21 protein-coding genes are annotated in these 20,255 nt (G+C 60.8%); 9 read left to right on the top strand and 12 right to left on the bottom strand.

What is annotated here, in order from left to right:
- The first annotated feature begins 4 nt into the window (after window positions 1–4).
- From SMD27_RS00710 to SMD27_RS00720, 3 genes are read left to right on the top strand one after another with little or no spacing between them, the layout of a single operon-like run.
- The gene (locus SMD27_RS00710; RefSeq protein ID WP_320506420.1) at window positions 5–946 is read left to right on the top strand and encodes an ABC transporter permease; all 942 of its coding nucleotides are present in this window, start codon (window positions 5–7) and stop codon (window positions 944–946) included.
- Complete coding sequence (locus tag SMD27_RS00715) at window positions 936–1,787, top strand: ABC transporter permease (RefSeq protein WP_320506421.1); 852 nt, start codon at window positions 936–938, stop codon at window positions 1,785–1,787. The genes SMD27_RS00710 and SMD27_RS00715 overlap by 11 nt, the downstream gene beginning before the upstream one ends.
- Entirely contained in the window at window positions 1,765–2,007 is a 243-nt protein-coding gene (locus SMD27_RS00720; RefSeq protein ID WP_379990892.1) for a cold shock domain-containing protein, read from the top strand. The genes SMD27_RS00715 and SMD27_RS00720 overlap by 23 nt, the downstream gene beginning before the upstream one ends.
- Here SMD27_RS00720 and SMD27_RS00725 read toward each other — a convergent pair.
- The 4 genes from SMD27_RS00725 to SMD27_RS00740 form a co-directional block, all read right to left on the bottom strand.
- Window positions 2,004–2,942: a ketopantoate reductase family protein gene (locus SMD27_RS00725; RefSeq protein WP_320506422.1), complete on the bottom strand. Its 939-nt coding sequence runs from the start codon at window positions 2,940–2,942 to the stop codon at window positions 2,004–2,006. The genes SMD27_RS00720 and SMD27_RS00725 overlap by 4 nt on opposite strands.
- A 16-nt stretch (window positions 2,943–2,958) precedes the next feature.
- Window positions 2,959–4,242, bottom strand: a complete 1,284-nt coding sequence (locus tag SMD27_RS00730) for an NAD(P)/FAD-dependent oxidoreductase (protein WP_320506423.1) — start codon at window positions 4,240–4,242, stop codon at window positions 2,959–2,961.
- A gap of 92 nt (window positions 4,243–4,334) precedes the next feature.
- A complete protein-coding gene (locus SMD27_RS00735) occupies window positions 4,335–4,943 on the bottom strand; it encodes a gamma-glutamylcyclotransferase (RefSeq protein WP_320506424.1) in 609 nt (202 codons plus the stop codon).
- The gene (locus SMD27_RS00740; protein WP_320506425.1) at window positions 4,940–5,839 is read right to left on the bottom strand and encodes a DMT family transporter; all 900 of its coding nucleotides are present in this window, start codon (window positions 5,837–5,839) and stop codon (window positions 4,940–4,942) included. Before SMD27_RS00740 ends, SMD27_RS00735 begins: the two co-directional genes overlap by 4 nt.
- Window positions 5,840–5,980: 141 nt before the next feature.
- Between SMD27_RS00740 and SMD27_RS00745 the strand changes: the two genes are divergently transcribed.
- Window positions 5,981–7,066, top strand: a complete 1,086-nt coding sequence (locus SMD27_RS00745; protein ID WP_320506426.1) for a DUF2125 domain-containing protein — start codon at window positions 5,981–5,983, stop codon at window positions 7,064–7,066.
- Window positions 7,067–7,073: 7 nt separating this feature from the next.
- Here the strand turns inward: SMD27_RS00745 and SMD27_RS00750 are convergent, their stop codons facing one another.
- The 7 genes from SMD27_RS00750 to SMD27_RS00780 form a co-directional block, all read right to left on the bottom strand.
- Window positions 7,074–8,066 carry a D-cysteine desulfhydrase family protein gene (locus SMD27_RS00750; protein WP_320506427.1) on the bottom strand — a complete coding sequence of 331 codons (993 nt, stop codon included), beginning with the start codon at window positions 8,064–8,066 and terminating at the stop codon, window positions 7,074–7,076.
- A gap of 133 nt (window positions 8,067–8,199) precedes the next feature.
- Window positions 8,200–9,624, bottom strand: a complete 1,425-nt coding sequence (locus tag SMD27_RS00755; protein WP_320506428.1) for a homospermidine synthase — start codon at window positions 9,622–9,624, stop codon at window positions 8,200–8,202.
- 576 nt (window positions 9,625–10,200) lie between these two features.
- The gene (locus SMD27_RS00760) at window positions 10,201–10,503 is read right to left on the bottom strand and encodes a chorismate mutase (protein WP_320506429.1); all 303 of its coding nucleotides are present in this window, start codon (window positions 10,501–10,503) and stop codon (window positions 10,201–10,203) included.
- Between the two features lie 22 nt (window positions 10,504–10,525).
- Window positions 10,526–11,407: a prephenate/arogenate dehydrogenase family protein gene (locus SMD27_RS00765; RefSeq protein WP_320506430.1), complete on the bottom strand. Its 882-nt coding sequence runs from the start codon at window positions 11,405–11,407 to the stop codon at window positions 10,526–10,528.
- Window positions 11,404–12,504, bottom strand: a complete 1,101-nt coding sequence (locus tag SMD27_RS00770; RefSeq protein WP_320506431.1) for a pyridoxal phosphate-dependent aminotransferase — start codon at window positions 12,502–12,504, stop codon at window positions 11,404–11,406. The genes SMD27_RS00765 and SMD27_RS00770 overlap by 4 nt, the downstream gene beginning before the upstream one ends.
- A gap of 75 nt (window positions 12,505–12,579) precedes the next feature.
- Window positions 12,580–13,506 carry a chorismate mutase gene (gene pheA / locus SMD27_RS00775; protein WP_320506432.1) on the bottom strand — a complete coding sequence of 309 codons (927 nt, stop codon included), beginning with the start codon at window positions 13,504–13,506 and terminating at the stop codon, window positions 12,580–12,582.
- Between the two features lie 266 nt (window positions 13,507–13,772).
- Window positions 13,773–14,537: a class I SAM-dependent methyltransferase gene (locus SMD27_RS00780; RefSeq protein ID WP_320506433.1), complete on the bottom strand. Its 765-nt coding sequence runs from the start codon at window positions 14,535–14,537 to the stop codon at window positions 13,773–13,775.
- Between the two features lie 92 nt (window positions 14,538–14,629).
- Between SMD27_RS00780 and gloB the strand changes: the two genes are divergently transcribed.
- Entirely contained in the window at window positions 14,630–15,418 is a 789-nt protein-coding gene (gene gloB / locus SMD27_RS00785) for a hydroxyacylglutathione hydrolase (RefSeq protein ID WP_320506434.1), read from the top strand.
- A gap of 11 nt (window positions 15,419–15,429) precedes the next feature.
- On the top strand, window positions 15,430–16,032 hold the full coding sequence (locus tag SMD27_RS00790; RefSeq protein WP_320506435.1) for a glutathione S-transferase: 603 nt from the start codon (window positions 15,430–15,432) through the stop codon (window positions 16,030–16,032).
- A 31-nt stretch (window positions 16,033–16,063) separates the two neighbouring features.
- On the opposite strand, the gene yddG is transcribed toward SMD27_RS00790, so the two are convergent.
- Window positions 16,064–17,005, bottom strand: coding sequence for an aromatic amino acid exporter YddG (gene yddG, locus SMD27_RS00795; protein ID WP_320506436.1), 942 nt, complete (start codon window positions 17,003–17,005; stop codon window positions 16,064–16,066).
- 192 nt (window positions 17,006–17,197) lie between these two features.
- Between yddG and SMD27_RS00800 the strand changes: the two genes are divergently transcribed.
- From SMD27_RS00800 to SMD27_RS00810, 3 genes are all read left to right on the top strand, one after another.
- Window positions 17,198–18,109 carry a DMT family transporter gene (locus SMD27_RS00800; RefSeq protein ID WP_320506437.1) on the top strand — a complete coding sequence of 304 codons (912 nt, stop codon included), beginning with the start codon at window positions 17,198–17,200 and terminating at the stop codon, window positions 18,107–18,109.
- Window positions 18,110–18,126: 17 nt separating this feature from the next.
- Entirely contained in the window at window positions 18,127–19,299 is a 1,173-nt protein-coding gene (locus SMD27_RS00805; RefSeq protein WP_320506438.1) for a pyridoxal phosphate-dependent aminotransferase, read from the top strand.
- A gap of 110 nt (window positions 19,300–19,409) precedes the next feature.
- Entirely contained in the window at window positions 19,410–20,216 is an 807-nt protein-coding gene (locus SMD27_RS00810) for a transporter substrate-binding domain-containing protein (RefSeq protein ID WP_320506439.1), read from the top strand.
- Window positions 20,217–20,255: the final 39 nt, after the last annotated feature.

Genomic DNA, 20,255 nt, shown 5'->3' on the forward strand with positions numbered 1-20,255 from the left:
GACCATGGCCAGCTTGACCGAAACCATCCGCACACCTTCTTCGCTGGGGCGCCTTTCTACCTATCTCTATACCCGGCCGCGCCTGCTGTTACTGTTGTTGCTGGTGCCGCCATTGCTCTGGCTCGGCATCATCTATCTCGGCTCGCTCTTTTCCTTGCTGTTGCAGAGCTTTTTCCAGCTCGATGATTTCACCGGCCAGGTGGTGATGAAGCCGACCATCGGCAATTACCTGCGGCTCTTTTCGGCAACGAATCTTTCGATCATCCTGCGCACCGCCGGCATGGCGGCCGTCGTTACGGTGATTTCCGCGATGATCGCTTTTCCCCTTGCCTATTACATGGCGCGCTATGCCGACAAGCGCATGAAGGCTCTGTTCTACGTCGCCGTCATGCTGCCGCTCTGGTCGAACTATCTGGTGCGCGTTTACGCCTGGAAGCTGATCCTGGCCAAGGAAGGCGCCATTCACTGGATTTTCAATCAACTTGGCCTCGGCGGCTTTTTGGATTGGATTTTGAGTTTGCCGGTGATTGAAGGTTCGTCCCTATCGACCTCCTATCTCGGCACGATGATCACCTTCGTCTATATCTGGCTGCCTTATATGATCCTGCCGGTTCAGGCAGCTTTGGAACGAGTGCCAAGATCGCTCGTCGAGGCCTCCAGCGACCTTGGCGCCAAGCCGGGCGAGACCTTCCGCAAGGTGATCCTGCCACTCGCCATTCCAGGCGTCGCCGCCGGTTCGATCTTCACCTTTTCGTTGACGCTGGGCGATTACATCATTCCGCAATTGATCGGCTCGTCGCGGCCCTTTATCGGCCAGGCGGTCTATCAGTTCCAGGGAACCTCCGGCGATATTCCCATGGCCGCCGCCTTCGCCATGGTGCCCATCGCCATCATGGCGGTCTATCTCGCCATCGCCAAACGCTTGGGAGCTTTCGATGCGCTCTGATCGTCTCCTGGCCCCCAATCGCCTCGTCGCGGATCGCAGCTCGGCCAAGGCCGGATTCGGCCTCACCGCCGCCGCCTGGTTCGGCGTGTTGTTCCTCAACCTGCCGATCCTCTTCATCATCCTCTACGGCTTCACCACCGACGATAAGAGCTATTCCTTCCCGCCGCCCGGCCTGACCACGGAATGGTTCAGCGTGACTTTTGCGCGCGCCGATTTCTGGGATGCACTCTGGCTCTCCGTGCGCGTAGCACTGGTCGCCATGATGATTGCCATGGTTCTTGGTACCTGTGCCGCGGCGGCAATGTATCGGTTCAATTTCTTCGGCAAGGAATCCGTCACGTTGTTGATCCTGTTGCCGATCGCCCTGCCCGGCATCGTCACCGGCATTTCCTTGCGGTCCGCCTTTGCCTTGGGTGACGTTCCCTTCACCTATTGGACCATCGTGCTCGGCCACGCGACCTTCTGCATCGTCGTCGTCTATAACAATGTGATCGCCAGATTGCGCCGGTCATCACCGGCGCTGATCGAGGCCTCGATGGATCTCGGCGCGAACAGCTTTCAGACCTTCCGCCATGTCATCCTGCCCAATCTTGCGACTGCCCTTCTCGCCGGTGGCATGCTGGCCTTCGCTTTGTCTTTCGATGAAGTCATCGTCACGACCTTCACCGCCGGCCAGCAGCGCACTTTGCCGATCTGGATGCTCAATGAGTTGATCCGCCCGCATCAACGGCCGGTTACCAATGTCGCGGCGATCATCGTCATGGCAATCACCTTCCTGCCGATCATTGGTGCCTATTATCTGACGCGCGACACGCAGGATGTTGCCGGCAGCGGCAAATAAGATCGTGGCGACCGGTACGGTTCTCTGGTTCAACGAGAAAAAGGGCTTCGGCTTCATCAAACCCGATGAAGCCGGCCCCGATCTTTTCGTCCATATCAGCGATGTCGTGGCGGCGGGACGACGGCATCTCGATGAAGGTGAACGCATCGCCTTCATCACCGTCGATCAGGGCAATGGGCGCTGGTATGCCGTCGGTCTGGAGATTCTCGGTGGCGATTAAGACGGCTGCAGATTGGCTTCGTAGACTTGCAGGTGGCAATTGGCCACCTGGAGCAAGGGCGTCTCTAAACCGAATGCCTGTGCCCGCCGCAGCATATCGCCGATCAGATGCGCGCCTTCAATCCGCCCGCCTTTCTCAATATCGCGCAACAGCGACGCCTTGGCGGGTGAACCGGGCTCCAGCACGATCCGGCGAACGGTCTCCAGATAGGCTTCGCTGGGCGGATAGCCGGCCGCACGAGCAACGCTGACGGTTTCCGCAAGTATTCCGCCGATCAGCTTGGCGCCGTCATCACTGGCCATGATTTGGCCGATCGATCCGCGCATCAGGCTGGTCGCGGCCGCGAGTGTCGCCAGCATCAGCCACTTGTCCCAGAGGCTGCGTTCGATCGGCTCGCCGCGCTTCGCGGTGAAATTGACATCGGTAAAGATCCGGTCAAGCTTTTCCATGAGCACCGCGAGCGATTGCCGCTCGATCTGCTCGGCAAAACGCCCATAGACCAGCCTTGCGCCCTTATCGAGATGGCGCACCGTTCCATCGCTGCTGAGTGTCGCGAGGATCTGGCACATGCCGCCGATCACGCGTTCCTGGCCGAAGGCGCGCCGCAGGCGGTCGATATGCGCCAAGCCATTCAGGAGGGGCAGAACAACAGCACCTGCCTGTACCGGCTTCTCGATCGCGGCGATCGCGGTTTCAAGATCGTAAGCCTTGCAAGCCAGGATGACGACGTCGCTGCCGATCGCGGCACTTCCGTCGGTCGCGACTTTGACCGGCAAAGTGGCATTGCCGACCGGACTTTCCAAGATAAGCCCCTGCCGGGCGATCTGGGCCGCCCGGTGCGGACGCAGCAGGAAGGTTACGTCCCGCCCTGCTTCCACCAGCCTGCCACCGAAATAGCCGCCCACAGCACCGGCACCGAGAACAAGAATGCGCATGGCTGCGTCCCTTCAGTTAGAGCCGGTCCCGCATCGCATACCACAGCATGGCGAGAACCAGCAGCGGATGGCGCAACAAAGTGCCGCCTGGGAAAGTTTGATGTTTCAGGCCGGCGAACACATCGAAGCGCTCGGCCGTGCCGGAAACGGCCTCGGCGATCAGCTTGCCGGCAATGCCGGTCACCGCGACCCCTTGGCCGGAATAGCCTTGGGCATAGAAGAGATTGCCGATCCGGCCCATATGCGGCAGCCGGTTCATGGTGATCGCCAGCATCCCGCCCCAACCGTAATCGATCCGCTTCCTGGCCAATTGGGGATAGACCCGCAGCATGAAGGGGCGAACGAAACCGGGAATATCGACCGGCGGCGTGAAGGAATAAGTCTCGCCGCCACCGAACAATAAGCGCCTGTCGGCCGACAGGCGATAATAGCTGACGACGAATTTCGTATCGCAGACACAGGCATCATTGGCGATCAGGTCTTTAGCCTCCGCTTCCGACAAAGGTTCCGTGCCGATGATGTAATTGGCGATCGGCATGATCTTGCCGGCGATACGCGGTTCAAGCCCGCCAAGATAGGCATTGCAGCCGAGCACGACATAAGTGCAGCGCACTTGCCCCTCGCCGGTATGCACGACATGGCCAGTGGCCGCATTGTCGATCCGCGTCACCTTGCTTTGTTCATGCAAACTGGCACTGGCCGCGATGGCAGCCTGGGCAAGGCCCAATGCGTAATTCAGGGGATGCAGGTGGCCGCCTCCTTCATCACTGATCGCGCCGTGATAGAGATCGGAGCCGATGATACGTCGCGTTTCCGCCCTATCGAGCAAGCGCGCCTGATGATAGCCGATCTGATTTTCCAGGCTGTCGATTTCATCCTGCATCCAGGCGAGGTCGCGCTGTTTGCTGGCCGCCAGCATGGTGCCGGATTTGAGATCGCAGGCGATCTGATGCCGGGCGACACGCTCGCGGATCATGCCGCGCGCTTCTTCCGCCAAGCCGAACAACGCCTTGGCTCGTTCCAGGCCATAGGATGCGATCAGATCGACCGGCGATTTGCGCAGCCCGGTATTGATCTGGCCACCATTCCGGCCCGATGCGCCCCAACCGATTTTTGCACCTTCCAGAAGCACCACTTTATAGCCGCGTTCCGCAAGATGCAGCGCCGCGGAAAGGCCGGTGAATCCGCCGCCGACGACACAGACATCCGCGACAATTTCCCCTGTCAACGGCGGCAAAGCCGCAAAGGGATTGGCGGATGCGGCGTAATAGGATCCGCGCGGGTGATCGGTCGCAGCCATGATATCTCCGGCAAATTGTACAGCCGGCAAGATAGGCGAGCCCCGCCCTCTTTGCCAAGACGCGGCAAGTTACGAGCGGATAACGGTATCCTTCAGCCGGCGTCGCCGGTCAGCCTGTCGACCTGCCGGAGAATGCGATGCAGGCGGGTTTCGCGGATACCGAGCTCATCGAGATGGCAAACGGTATTGCGCAGATAATCGATATTCTTGCCGGCCGAGCCGCAGGCCTTGACGATCATCTCGATGATCGCATCGTCTTCCAGTTTGCCGGCATATTGTTCGTGATGCGGATCGGCGACATAAGCCAGGGCCGTCTGACGCACGCTGTCCTCCCGCCGCACATTGACCCATTTCGGCAGATAGCAACCGGAAATCATCTCACGCTCATGCAAATAGGTGGCGACCGCCGGCGCATCCGCTGCGGCTACGCGGTAGAGACGGCCGATGCACATGCCGCCCCGGTCCAGCCCCAGCACCAGGCCGGGGCATGCAGAGGATCCGCGATAATGCGTCGAGAGAATGCAAAAGGTCCGGTGATAGCCAAACAGAGTTGCCTGCCAGATCTCGGCAAAGGGGAAATCCGGCCGCCACATCAATGACCCATAGGCGAAGACGAAAAAGTCCTTACCAATCTCCGGCACGATGCGCCGGCTTTCGATCAGTTCCTGCTCGCTCATGCTCGCGACCGGCCTGTATTTCATCGGCGGTTCACCAGGGCGATGGCGACAGCAACCACGACCATGCCAAGCAGCGCATGCCAGCCGAGGGTTTCGCCGAAGCACAGATAGGCGCCGAAGGCGGCGGCCGGCGGGGTAAGATAGAAAAGGCTGCTCACCTTCGAGGCCGCGCCGCGCTGAATCATCCAGGTCAGCAAGGCGATCGAGATGCCAGAGAGCACGACCACCATCCAGATCATGCAAAGAATGAACGGCAATTCCCAATGCACCTCACCGACGCCGAGCCAGCCGATCACCGGTAGAAGCGTGAGCGTCGCTGCGGCATATTGGATGACCGCATTGCTGCGCAGGTCGACCTTCGGCACGAACAGCTTCTGGTAAAGCGTCGCGCCGGTGATGCCGAGCAGTGAGAGAACGGCAAAGAAGAGACCCCAGAGATGACTGAGGTCAAGCTGCAGCTTATCCCAAATCACCAGCACTAGCCCGCAGAAGCCGAGCAGGATCCCGAACCATTGGCGCCCGCGCAGATGTTCCTGCAGCAAGGGGCCCGCCAGGACCGCCGTCAGGATCGGCTGAAAGCCGGCGATCAGCGCCGCCATGCCGGCCGGCATCCCGGCATAGATCGCCGCATAACAACCGCCGAGATAGACGGCCTGCAACAAGATACCGGTGACGATGAGATGCAGGATGACCTTCGGCGATCGTGGCCACCGGGCGCCCGTCGCCAGCGCAACCACAAGCATCATCGCGGCGGCGAAACCGAAACGCAGCGTGAGGAGTGTCATCGCACCGGCATAGGGAATACCGAATCTGGCGGTGAGAAAGCCGGTAGCCCAGAGCAACACAAACAAGCCTGGGGCGATCGTCTGCAGGAATTTGGGCGACGCGGCATCAAGCCGCGGCGCGGTTATATCGCTCATGGTTCCGATAATCCGGGCCGGATATTCTGCCGCGAAAACGTGACCAGCCCCTTGTCGTCAGTGGGTCGAATTTGCTGGACAACCTGAGACACCGCCTCCTAGCTGTCGGCTCAACCATATCAATGGGAGACACGCCGCACAATGACCCCGCGTCGCCGCCTTGTTATCCGGCTTCTTCTGCCAATCTGCCTGGCCATCCTTCTGATCGCCGGCTACGGCATTTATTGGTGGCAGGTCGCCCGGCAACTGGAGGCCGGCATCGCCGCCTGGACCGCGGAACAGCGTGCCCAGGGTGCCGTTGTGCAATATCAAGGCGGCAAGGTCCACGGCTTCCCCTTCACCTTTACTGCGGATTTTTCCGATATCAGCCTATTGGGAAGATGGAGCGGCACGGATCTTTCCGTCCGCACAGCCGCCCTCAGGCTCAATCTGTCGCCGCTCGATCTCACCTTGATCCGTTTTGCGGCGGACGGACCCGTGACGGTCATCCTGCCGGAGATCGCGCTCGAAACCAACACCAACGGCACGGCGGGTGTCAGGCTCACCGCCAACCGTGCTGCCGGGCAGGTAGATCTGCGCAACGGCGTCCTCGCCGCATTGTCGGTCGATGCGGGAAGGAGTAAATTGGATAACGGCAAGAATGCGATCGGCCTTGGCAGCTTGCATCTGGGCCTGGCCCTACCGCCCACGCCTCCCAGCAACTTCAATGATCCGGCAGCTGACATCGCCTTGGCCGCAACCAATATCGATTTGCCGGCAGGTCCGACCGAATTGCTGCCCGGGCCTATCCTGCAGGCCGGGCTGCGGGGAACCATACGGGGTCCCTTAGAGGCCGCGGCGGACGATCAGGCTGCCCATTCCGTGACGGAGATTCTGACGCGTTGGCGGGATATCGGCGGGGTCGTCGATGTCGCGCGTTTCGATTTTGCCCAGGGGCCACTCAGCTTGACCGGTTCCGGCACCTTTGCGCTGGACCAGAATTTGCAACCGCTTGGCGCGAGCAAGGTCACGGCAACGGGCCTCGGCGAATTGATCGACCTGATGATCGCGCGCGGGCAGATCGTCGGCAAGGATGCGCAAACGGCGAAAATGGTTGTCGCCGGTCTGGCGAAACCGGGCACCAATGGCCGGCCCGAAGTCACCCTGAGCTTCAGCATCCAGGACAGTATCGTGAGCTTCGGACCTTTGCGCCTGATGCGGCTTGCGCCAATCCCCTGGCCGCAATGACGGCCAGTTATGCGAAGATATCGGCGTAGGCAAAGAGTGCCGGCGTTCCGCCCGTGTGAATGAAGGCAACCGTTTCTTCCGACCCGAAACGTCCCCGGCGCACCATGTCGATCAGACCGGCCATGGCCTTTCCGGCATAGACAGGATCGAGAAGAATGCCCTCCAGCCGCGCCAGCAACTCGACGGCTTCGATCATGCCGGCATTGGGCATCCCATAACCGGGCGCCGCATAGCCTGGGATAAGCTGGAAATCCTCGTCAGCGATCTTGCCGAGACCAAGCTCCGCCGCCCCCTCTTGCACGATCTTCCGCACCGCCGCCATCAGCGGCTCCGGGTCGTGATCGACATCGATGCCGATGATCGTGGCCTTGCTTTGCGTCACTGCTTTGCCGAGGATCAGCCCGGCTTGCGTGCCGCCCGATCCACTGGCCACCACGATGTGGTCAATCCTAAGCCCCTGCGATCCGGCCTGTTGCTCCAGCTCCACCATCGATGCCGCATAGCCGCGCGCACCGATCGCATTTGAGCCACCAGTTGGGATGTAATATGGCGCCTCCCCTGCCCGGCGCACTTCCTCCATCACCTTGACGCTTCGCGTCGCCCGCGTTTCGCCAGGATCGCAATAATGAATAGTTGCACCCAGCAGGCGGTCCAGCAGCAGATTGCCGCCGGCGGTATAAACCGGCCGATCGATCGGTACATTGCGCTCCAGCACTAGATGGCACTTCAGCCCAGCCTTCGCTGCTGCCGCTGCAGTCTGGCGCACATGATTGGATTGGATGCCGCCTTCCGAAATGACCGTTGTCGCCTTTTGCGCCAGCGCGTCGCCGATCAGGAATTCCAGCTTGCGTGTCTTGTTGCCGCCGGTGGCAAGGCCGGTGCAGTCATCGCGCTTGATATAAAGACGGGGGCCGCCGAGAGCAGCTTGCAGCCGCGTCAACGGCTCCAACGGTGTCGGCAGATGGGCGAGCGGGAATCTCGGAAACTGATCGAGCTGCATGATCCGTTCCTTTCTGATCTGGTTCCTACTTTATTAGAACGGCGACGCTACAAGAGAAAGCCCCATCCGACATCGCGGATGGGGCTTTTCTTCTTCGAGGGCGATCCGCTCAGATAACCAGCGATTCCTCGACTTAACGCCGGATGCGGAAATTCTCGAACTGCCAGGGATCGCTGGTATCGAGATTGGCTTCGGGGAAGAGCTTGTTGCGATCCTGGAGCGGCGTCCAATCGGACCGCACGCCGACCACCGGGCCGAGATAGGGCCGGCAGATATCGAGGATGTAGGTGAAATCGATCTCTTCCGGTTCGACGACCCCACGATTGGGATTCTCGATCAACCACATGGCGCCGGCCAGGACCGGCGAAGCGATCTGGATCGAGGTCGCGTTGTAATCCGGGCCGAGCAATTCGCGCGCTTCGTCGATGGAGAGCTGCGAGCCATACCAATAGGCACCGAAATCACCCATCAACAGCACGCCGAGCTCGTCAATGCCTTCGACGATCTCTTCATTGAGCAGGCGGATCTTCGGCTGCAATTCGAAGGCGCGTGCCTGGAATTCGCGCACCGAAAGAACCGCATCGTCGCAAGGGTGATAGGCGTAATGCACGGTCGGGCGATAGACCGCCTTGCCGTTCTCATAGACGGTGTAATAGTCGGCGGTGGAAATCGATTCGCCATGGGTGATCAGATAACTGATCATTGGCCCGCCCTGCGGCGTCCAGGAACGCACTTCGGTGGTGCAACCCGGCTGGCGCAGATAGATCCCCGCCTTGCAACCCACCTTGTGCTCAGCAGCGTCAGCCGGCAAACGCTTTTCATGCGTACCCCAGCCCAGTTCCGCCGGCTGGGCGCCTTCGCCAACAAAGCCGTGGATCGACCAGGTGTTGCAGAACTCGCCGGGCCGCTTGGGTACATTGGTGACCTGCAGATCGTGTTCCGCGACGTGAATCACCTTGACGCCCAGCGACTGCATGAGCTTCGCCCAGCCCTCGCGGTCGGTCGGCGCGCTGACTGGCTTGCCGGTGAACTTGGCGATCTCGAGCAGTGCCTGCTTGACGAAGTGACTGACGAGGCCGGGATTGGCGCCATGGGTGGCCAAGGCGCTCGGGCCGTCTTTGGGCCAGCTCTTACGGGCTTCTAGCAGTTTGTGACGCAAGAAATAATTGGTGCGCTCTTCTTCCGGAATATCTTTGTTGTCGTAGTAATTGGCCCAGGGCTCGATGCAGGTGTCGATGTAAAGCGTACCGTTCTTCTGGCACCACTGCATGATGTCGAAGGACGAGACTTCGACCGATAGATTGATGATGAGATCACCCTTGCCGACATATTTCAACAGCGTGGCTTCCAGATTATCCGGCTTGATCGGCTGGATCAGATAGTTGACGCCCTTCTGCGTGAAACGCGCGATATCGGCGCTATGATCATCGCCATCGACCACGGTGATGCGATTGAGCGGCATATCGAAATGCTTTTCCAGCAGCGGCATGGTGCAACGGCCGACGGAGCCATAGCCGATCATCAGAATGCGCCCGGCAAAGGGGAATTTTTTTGCCATTCTTGACCTCATATTCGTGAAAGCGTGAAGCAAATAGGTGAAACGCAAAACGGCGCGGCGCACGGGATTCATCCCATCGGCACCGCGCGAAATTTGTCGCCGGCGCAATCAGATGCGTAGAAGCGGCGACCGGGGCGCCGCCTGCGATCCCAGCGCGCGGAGCGCGCAGACAGCAGCGGCATTGATCAGACTTGGCTGAATCCGGAGAGCCCGATGGATTCGGGCATATGGCAATTGGGATCGGTCCCACCGTGTCGTCATCATCGACTGCCCCCTCTCGGGAAATCGACCCGCCCGCGCCCTTCCCGCTCCATCCACTGGCGGGAAGATCAAACGGCCGGCGTGCCGGTTACGCCAAAAAGGACGCCCCGTCGTTGCATAACCACTGGAATCCGGCGGTATCGCAGATCGGCTGACCGATCGACCACCTGGGCCATAGGCACGTGCGTGTGCGTCAACAGGCGCGACTTATGGGAAAACGCCTGCACAAGCAAGTGAAATTTTATCTTTTCGTTACGGCCGCGCCGATGGAGCGCGGCCAGATGGGTCACGAGGGCCGATAAGTGATTTAATTTCCTATCGGTTGCGTTGATCGAAAAGCGCAAATTCGTGGGCGATCGAGCGCTCCACCAATTCACGAAAGACCCCGGCAATCAGCTCAGGGTCGATGCCCTCTTCAGCAGCAGCGGCACGGACCTTGGCCAAAACATCCTCGACCCGTTCGTCGTCCCGTACCTGATCGCGGCTTGGCTTGATCCGGGCGGCCTCGGCAATGAAATGCAAACGGTCGGCCAGGATGGCGACCAGTTCGCGATCGATGGCATCGATCGATGCCCGCACTTCCGCCATATCGGCGCAGGTTTTGCGGCGGCTCGTCATGTCGCTCTACCCACTCTTATTCTCAAGCCTGCTTGGCGTCGATGATGCTGCGGCGGATCGCCCGGGTCCGGGTGAACCATTCCTGCAGCTTCTCACCTTCGCCCCAGCGAATGGCGCGCTGCAAGGCCGTGAGATCCTCGGTGAAACGTCCCAGCATTTCCAGGACCGCTTCGCGATTGTTGAGGAAAACATCGCGCCACATGATCGGATCCGAGGCGGCGATGCGGGTGAAATCGCGGAAGCCGGAGGCGGAGAACTTGATCACTTCGCGCTGCGTCGTTTCTTCCAAACCCGTCGCCGTGCCGACGATCGTATAGGCAATCAGATGCGGCAGATGCGAGGTGATGGCCAGGACCTGGTCGTGGTGCCCGGGCTCCATCAGTTCGACCTGGCTGCCCATCTTTTCCCACAGCAGTTGCAGACGCTCGATGGCTTTTGGATCGGTCCCCGGCAGCGGCGTCAGGATGCACCAGCGCCCCTTGAACAAATCGGCGAAACCGGCGCGTGGGCCCGAATATTCGGTGCCGGCGATGGGGTGGCCGGGGATGAAATGAACCTTGTCCGGCACATGCGGGCCGAGATCCCGCACAACCGCCTGCTTGACCGAGCCGACATCGCTGAGGATGGCACCAGTCTTCAGGGATTTGGCGATTTCCGGTGCCAGATCGGCGACCGCGCCCGCCGGCACGCAAAGGATGACGAGATCGGCATCCATCACGGCACCGGCGACATTATCATGCACTTGGTCAGCCAGACCCAACTCGACCGTGACCGTCCGGGCTTCGGCGTCGTGGTCATAGACATCGATCCGGCCGGCCAGTTTGCCGGCGCGCATCGCATGAGACAGAGAAGACCCGATCAGGCCGATGCCGATCAGGCAGACTTTATCGAACAGGACCGTCATTGTGTGGCCGCCTGTTTGACGAAATCGCTCAGCGCGTCGGCGCAGACGCGCAAAGCCGGTTCCTCGGCAATCGAAATGCGCAGACAATCGGGCAGGCCATAGGCCCCCATTTTTCGCACCAGCACGCGCCGCGTTTTCAGGAAGGCATCGGCCGCATTGGCGCTCAGCTTGGGATCGCTCGGGAAGCCAACCAGCAGGAAGTTGCACACGCTGGGATAAGCCTTCAGGCCGATCTCCCGCACCCGGTCGCTCAGCCAGGGCAGCCAGTAATCGTTGTAAGCTTTGGCCGCCGCCACATGCGCCTCGTCGAGCCGGGCAGCAATCCCGGCCGCCTGGGCCGGTCCTGAGGTGTTGAAGGGGCCGCGGATGCGGTTGAGTACATCGGCCGTCTCAGCCGAGCAATGCACCCAGCCGAGACGCAAGGTAGCAAGGCCATAGATCTTCGAGAAAGTATGTGCAACGGCGACATTATCGAACTGCCGCACCAGTTCGTGGCCGGCGCTGTAATCGGCCTTGCCGACATATTCGGCATAGGCGGCGTCGATCACCAGCAGGACATTGTCCGGCAAGCCCTCGCGCAGGCGCAGCATTTCCGCGCTCGAGATATAGCTGCCGGTCGGGTTGTTCGGATTGGCGACAAAGCAGATCCGGGTGCGCGGCGTCACCTTGGCAAGCAGGGCATCGACATCGGTGGTGAGATCTCGCTCCGGCGCCGCGACCGGTGTCGCGCCCACCGCCTGCGCAGAGATTGGGTAGACCAGGAAACCGTGGCGCGAATAGAGCACCTCGTCGCCAGGACCGGCATAGGCCCGGGTCAGCAATTGCAGGATCTCGTCGGAGCCCGCGCCGCAGACGATCTCATTGGCCTGGGCGCCGATACTCTTGGCGATCACCTCGCGCAGTTTGACAGCTCCGCCATCCGAATAGCGATGCAACACAGCCGCATCGGCAGCAAAGGCCTCGATCGCTTTCTTGCTGGGCCCGATCGCGCTCTCATTCGACGACATCTTATAGATCGGGCCACTGCCCGGCAGCGAATGTTCGCCGGGTACATAGGCGGCGATGTCTAGAATGCCGGGACGCACGACCAAACTCATGACGGATGATCCTTTCTCAATCGCCGAGCCCCCGACCATTCGAGCTTTAGCGGTCAGTCGGGCTTCCAAGCAGCTTCAGTGCGACGCCAATTCCTGGCGTGCGAAGGGAACCGCATAGCTGCCAATAACGGTCAGATGCGCATTCTCGAACTGGCCGCGGTTGAGCGGGGCGAAACCGTTCTCAACACCATTTTCATCACGCATCGGCAGCGGTCCGGGGGAGAAAAAGCCCTCCAGCTCGACCAGATGCAAATCCTGGCCGAGATCCGGGCTGCGCCAGCCGGAAAACAAAGTGGTCGTCAGGCCGGATTTCGTCAGCGCCGCCTTCAGGGCTGAGCGGCTGATCTCTCGACCCGGGTCGACCACCAGAAGACTGCGGTCGTGACCGGTCGGTTCGTTCCGCGCGTGGCCAACCACCAAAGCCTCGACAGGATTGCCGCGCTGATTACCGGCATCGCCGAAGGGAAGGCGTCCCATGACATGCGGCGCACCGGAATTTTGCGCCGTCAGATGCCGCCACCAGGGATCGGTATCGTCCTCCCGCGGCACTGGCAGCACACCGACTGTCGCCTGGCCATCCTGGACGGCGCCGAGGACTTGACCGACCCGGTCAAAGCCGGTGATCAGCACCCGGCTGCCATAATGGTCGCGCGCGGCATCCCAGAAGCCTGGCTCGTTTTCGGGAGCATAGACAGCGACTGCAAATGGGCCTTCAACCTGCAGCAGGGCGGAAATCAGTTCCCGCCAGAGCCGCACGATCACCGCCTTGGGCAATTTACCGGTATGGCGCGCGACCAGACGGCGCAGAATCTGGGCTTCCCGGGCGGGGCGGATGAATTTGGCACCGTCGGCTGCGTTCTTGCCGACCGGCTGCCTTTCGGCCTTGACCTTGCCGACCTGCACTGCCAAATCGGTCCGGCGCATCAGCAGGTCGTGCAGCTGATTGTCCACGGCATCGATCTCTTGGCGCAAGGCTGCCAACTTTTCTTCTACACTGGGCATTCGCGATCGACCCGCCTAATCCGTTGTTGCCATTCAGATTATTGCCGAACCAGTCCGCCCCCGAATCACGCTGCAACAGGCACGACCGAGACTGCATCGCGGACCGAAATCGGCCCCGATCTGGTTCTGCGGCTCAGTGATAGACGCAGGGCGGCAGAATTGCAAAGGGCGAAATGCCCCTCCCGGCTCCGCCCTTGGCGCAAAGCTGAGCAACTGGGGAAGGCAACGAAATCATCGACATGCCGGAAAGCGGGATTTACCGCTCGTCAGGCGCCCTGATCCTCCGGCACGCATAGGCGGCGGGCGGTGGGAACCGCCTGCTGCGGCAGCGGCAAGGTGATGCGGGCGCGCTTACGGACCTGCTTGGTTGGCACTGCGCCATACAGCTGCTTCGTCGCCTCGATGACAATCACGCCGGAAAAGGCCTGGAGCCAGCGCAGGCTGATCCGCTCCCAGCCGGGCGCCGTGCGCAGCCAGGTGCGCCACCGGAACGGCCAGAAGAACAACGCCCGATCGACTCGCAGCGGCGTGAAGGAATGCTGCCGCAGCAGGCGCGTTGCCTGGCCGGTGGTGAAGGGCTGGCCGAAACCAAAGGGCGTCTTATCCGAATGCGACCAAGGGCCACGCCGATTGGGCACGACAACCAGCACCCGCCCGCCGCCGGACAGGATCCGCCAGACCTCCCGCAGCATGTCGCTTTGGTGATCGCCGGCTTCCAAGGCATGCACCATCAACACGCGGTCGATGGAATAATCCTGAAAAGGGAGTTCGGTCTCGTCCGTCAGCGTGACAACGCCCGGCGCATCTCCCGGCCAGGGAAGAACCCCTTGGGCAGCCGGCATGGCCGCCAGGACGCGCTCCGCTTCCCCCATGAACTGCCGCAAATAGGGCGTCGCATAGCCGAGCCCCAACAGTGATTGCCCCTGCAAATCGGGCCACATGGCGCGAATCCGGGCGCGTAAGAGCTGCCGTGCTACCTTTCCCAACTCGGTGCGGTAGAAATCCCGTAAATCGACGACGTCTTGCCACATGAAGCCGGTATTTCCGAACAAACTTGCTATGTCAGTGGTTGATTATGGCATATCCCAAACTATCCTGCGGGTAGAAATTGACGAGGTCCGCGATGCCGACAGCCGACAACAAAACCGCATTGGAGATCGTGCAGATTCCGGTGCTGAGCGACAACTACGTTTACCTGGCACATGACCCTTCCAGCGGCGCAACCGCAGTGGTCGATCCGGCGGTGGCCGGGCCGGTCCTGGAGGCTGCCGGCCGCCGGGGCTGGCAGATCACCCATATCCTTAATACTCATCACCACGGCGATCATGTCGGCGGCAATCTTGAAATCAAGCGTGCAACCGGCGCCAAGGTGATCGGCCCCGCTTATGATCGCGCCCGCATCCCCGGCCTGGATGAAGCCGTCGATGAAGCGAGCGGCGCCGATTTCGCCGGCCATCATGCCCAGGTCTTCTTCGTGCCCGGCCATACCAGCGGCCATATCGCCTATTATTTTGCCGATTCACAGGCTCTTTTCTGCGGCGACACTCTGTTCTCGATCGGTTGCGGCCGGCTGTTCGAGGGCACGCCGCAACAGATGTGGTCATCGCTGCTGAAACTGCGGGGATTGCCGGCGCAAACGCGGGTCTACTGCGCGCATGAATATACCGAAAGCAACTGCCGCTTCGCGATGACAGTCGAGCCAGATAATGCCGATCTTGCGCGGCGCGCGGCAGAGGTCAAAGAGGCCCGCGCCGCCGGCCGGCCGACGGTTCCTTCGACACTCGACCTCGAACGGCGTTGCAACCCGTTCCTCCGCGCCGATGAGAAGTCGCTGATGCAACGTTTCGCCGCCGTGGGCAAAGAGCCCGCCGCGATTTTCGGCGCGATCCGCGCTGCCAAGGACTCATTCTGAAGGACGCCTACATGAAATTACGATTCTCCACGACCAGCCCTTTTGCCCGCAAAGCCCGGGTCGTCGCCCTGGAAACTGGACAGGAAGCGGCGCTGGAACTGGTCAAGACGGTGACGACCGATTCGGCAAGCGGCCTGGCACAGGACAATCCCCTCAGCAAAATCCCCGTCCTCATCCTCGACAACGGCGAGAAGCTCTACGACTCGCCGGTGATCTGCGAATATCTCGACAATTGCCATAAGGGAGCGCCGCTCTTCCCAATGGCTGGCCCGCGGCGCTGGACTGCCTTGCGCCGCCAGGCCCTGGCGGATGGCATGATGGATGCCGCTGTCCTGCGGATGTATGAACGACGCCGCCCGGAAAATCTCCGTTCAAGCGATTGGGATGCGGCGCAGAAAGCCCGCGTCACGCGCGGTCTCGCCGCCTTCGAAGCGGAAGCCGGCCAGCTTGGCGAGCAACCGGATATCGGCAATCTGACGGTTGCCATCCTGCTCGATTATCTCGACTTCCGTTTCAGCGATGAGAACTGGCGCAACGGCCATCCCCATCTCGCGGCATGGCATAAGAGCTTCTCAGCCCGGCCGTCACTCGCCAGCACCAGGCCCCATGATTGATACCGTCCTCCGTCCGCGCCTGTCTTCACGATCAGGCGCGAACGGGACGGCGCATCCAGAGATCCCGCGATGCCAGGACCGCACCACCGACGATCAACAGGCAGGCAAGGCCGACCGCCAGGCTGGCTTCCGCCTTGCCGAACAGGATCAGCAATCCGGTGGAGATGAGCGGCGAGAGGTAAGAACAGGCGCCGAGCGCTTTGATGTCTCCGTGCTTGACACCGTAATCCCAGACGAAAAAGGCAAGGCCGACCGGCCCCAGGCCCAACGCGACGATGGCGCCCCATTGCGCGGCACCCGCCGGCAAAATCGTTTCTTCGAAAAGCAGATGCGCGATCAGGCCAAGCAAGGCCGTCGCCCCGCAAAAAGCGCCAACCAGATCAGTCGAGGCACTCCCAAATCGCCGGTTCAGCAATGAATAGCCGGACCAGGTGAACGCGCAAGCCAGTGCGAAGAGATAGCCGACGACGTAAGCGCCGCTCAAGCTAAGCCCCCCACCGCCGCGCTGAACGATCAGCAGGGCCGCCCCCGCCAGGCCCAGCGCCGCGCCGGCCAGATGTTCCCAACGCAATTTTTCGCCCGGCAGCAAAGCCGATAGCAGCACGATCAGTAATGCCCATAGATAGGCGATCAGGCTGGCATCAACCGGCGGCGCGCGATCCAGCGCATTGAAATAGAAGAAGTGGTAACCGAACAGCCCGCCGATGCCAATGGCCCAGGCCGGCCAGGCCTGGCGCAAAAATCCGAGCGCACCGATGCCGTTTTTATGAACCAGCCAAAGCCAGCGCAGCACGGCGCAGAGAAAGGCAATGCCGAAAGTGAGCGCCAGTTTCAGGAATGGCGGCACGGCTCCGGTGGAGCTGGTGAACAAGGCCAGGGTTGCCCAGAGGAGCACGGCGATGCCGCCGATCAGCGTCGCGCGAAGACGGTTTCCTCTCGCCGCAGCAGGACGCATCGAACTTGGTGTCGCCATGAAGATCATCCCCGCTTGTCCGGTATTGTCCCTGAGCAGCCGATCGCTTTCGCTCCACTGGGCGCTTATGCCGAGCGCCCAGGCCGCCTGTCAAGAAATGGCCAAGCAAAGCATTCATCCGGGCCCCCGGATTGCTCCCAGCGGCCAGTCGCGGCTAAGTTGATGGACCATCTGCCCTGAAGGATATGCGCGATGTCGACCGGCCTGCTTTATTTCCTCGTTGTTCTGATCTGGGGATCGTCCTGGATCGGCATCGAATATCAGCTCGGTGTCGTTGCGCCCGAATTGTCGATTGCCTATCGGTTTTTGCTCTCCAGCGTCATGCTGGCGGGATTTTGCCTGGCAACGCGGCGCTCCCTGCGGTTCTCCTGGCGCGCGCATTTGCTCATGGCGGCGCAGGGCCTGACGTTGTTTTGCCTGAATTATCTAATGTTCTACTGGTCTGCCGGCTATCTGACCAGCGGACTGATGGCTATTGTCTTTTCCACCATGACGGTGATGAATCTCATCAATGGCGCGATTCTTTTCCGTCACCCGATCGACCGGCGGGTCGGCGCCGGAGCACTGCTTGGCCTGATCGGACTTTCCTGTGTCTTCTGGCCCGAGATTGCCGGTTTCGATGCCAGTTCGACCGCCATGATCGGCCTGCTCCTGTCGTTGGCCGGAACCTTCCTCGCATCGCTCGGCAATATGGTGAGCGTCAAACTGAAGGCTGAGGAAATTCCGGTCATTCAGAGCAATACGATCGGCATGGCCTATGGCGCGATCGGTTCTCTGCTGCTGGCAGTAATCGGCGGCGCTTCTTTCGCCTACGATCCGCATCCAAGCTACAGCATCTCGCTATTCATGCTCGCTTTGTTCGCCTCCGTGATCGGCTTCACCTGCTACTTGACGCTGGTGCAGCGCCTCGGTGCCGGGCAGGCAGCCTATACGACGGTCCTCTTCCCCATCGTCGCACTGGGTATCAGCACCTTCGTGGAAAATTATCATTGGACCATCCTTGCCGTCATCGGCATCGCGCTGGTCCTCTGCGGCAATTTGCTGGTTTTGCGGCGGCGTGGTGCCGTCAGGCTGCGTCGCATCGGTTCGCCAGCTCAATCCTAAGCTTCGAAAGAGTCAACATGACGTCAGACAAACCTTTTTCCATCCGGCCGGAAATCGCCGAGCTGAAGGATTCGCAGATCGTCGATGTCTGGAAGATGGGTTTTACCGTTCCAGATGTGATCGGGCTCTGGGTCGGCGAAGGCGATCAGCCGACGCCGGATTTCATCTGCAATGCCGCCGCGGCGGCCCTGCGTGAGGGCCAGACCTTCTACACGCAAAAGCGCGGCATTCCGGAACTGCGCCAGGCGCTGATCGACTATCATCGCATGCTCTATGGCATCGAGATTGCCGATGAACGCATCGCGGTCACCAGCGCCGGTATGAATGCCATGATGCTGATCATCCAGACGCTGATCGGCACTGGTGATAACGCGGTCTGCATCACGCCCGTCTGGCCGAATATTTTTGCCTGTATCGAGATCATGGGCGGCGAGGCGCGGCAGGTGCCGCTGCATGGCGATTCCACCGGCTGGCATCTCGACCTCGAGCGTTTATTCGCCGCCTGCGACAACAAGACCAAGGCGATTTATCTGGCCTCGCCCGGGAATCCGACCGGCTGGGTGATGCCGGCCGAGCAGCGCCAGGCGCTGCTTGATTTTGCCCGCGGCCGCGGCATCGCGATCATCGCTGACGAAGTCTATAACCGCCTGGTCTATGACCGTCCGGTCGCGCCCTCGTTTTTGGAGATCGCCGCGCCTGAAGATCCGGTTTTCGTTGTCAACAGCTTTTCCAAGACCTGGGCGATGACCGGCTGGCGGGTCGGCTGGATTGTCATGCCGCGCGGTATATCGGCCGTCTTCGACCGGCTGACGGAATTCAACACCTCGGGCGGCCAAGCCTTCCTGCAATGGGGCTGTGTCGCCGCCATCCGGCATGGGGAAAGCTTCGTCAAATCGATGGTCGCCCGCTGCAAGTCTGGCCGCGATCTGGTGCTGGCCCGGTTGCCCGCGATGAACCGTGTATCGGTCATCCCGACCAACGCGTCCTTCTATCTCATGCTGCAAATCGCCGAGATGGGCGATCCGCTCGCTTTCTGCAAAAAGCTGGTGACGGAAGGCCGGGTCGGCCTGGCGCCGGGGACGGCCTTTGGGATCGGTGGCGAATCCTATCTCCGCCTCTGTTATGCCCAGAGCGAGGCCCGCCTGGCGGAAGCGATGAACCGGCTGGAGGATTTTCTTGTCCGAAATTGAGCCCACTCTGGCGAAGCCGGCTGTCGCCTGCTAAGCTGTACACAGCCCTGATTGAATAATCTTGCTAAGGAATCGGCCGTCAGGGGGCCGGATGTAAGGGAGGCATCTCGATGTTCACGAAAGGGCGGCTTTGTCGCCGCCAAATTCTTGCTGCTGGCTTCGCCTTGGTCACCGGCATGGTTGTGGCCCAAGCGCCGCATCAGGCCGAAGCGGCCGACAAGCTGCGGGTCGGTTTCGCCCCGGAACCTTATCCGCCCTTCTGGAGCAAGGATGCGGCAGGGACCTGGACCGGCTTCGAAGTGGACCTGATCGCCGCCATCATGAAGCAGATGGGGAGGGATTATGAGCTGGTCCCGATTGCCTGGGATGGCATTATCCCGGCCCTGAATGAAAACAAGATCGATGTCATCTTCAATTCGATGGGCATCACGCCAGAGCGGCAACAGGCCGTTGATTTCTCCGACAAATACTATGAAACCGCGATCGTTTTCGTCGGCCCGAAAAGCGACAAGATCGATATTTCCAAAGACGGCTTGAAAGGCAAGATCGTCGGTGTTCAGACGGCCACCGCACAGCAGAACTGGGTGCAGAAGAATTATGGCGATGTGGTCGAAATCAAAGCCTATGAGCAGCAGGATCAGGTCAATGCCGATCTCGCTGCAGGCCGTATCGACCTCGATCTCGCCGATAGCATCGCTCTCATCCAGGGCTTCCTGACGACCGCTCAGGGCAAGGACTTCGAAGTGAAGGGCGATCCGATCGTCGATCCGACGTCAGGGGCCAATATCGGCGCCGCGGTCCGCAAGGGGGATCCGTTAAAGGATGAAATCTCGGCCGCCATCAAGGCCATCCGGGCCGATGGCGTCTATAAAACGATCAACGACAAATACTTCAATTTCGATATCTACGGTAAATAAGCCGGCAATTTAACGGCTATCCAGGGATGCGGCCCTATT

This window comes from Dongia soli, from assembly GCF_034044715.1.
Lineage (GTDB): Bacteria > Pseudomonadota > Alphaproteobacteria > Dongiales > Dongiaceae > Dongia_B > Dongia_B soli.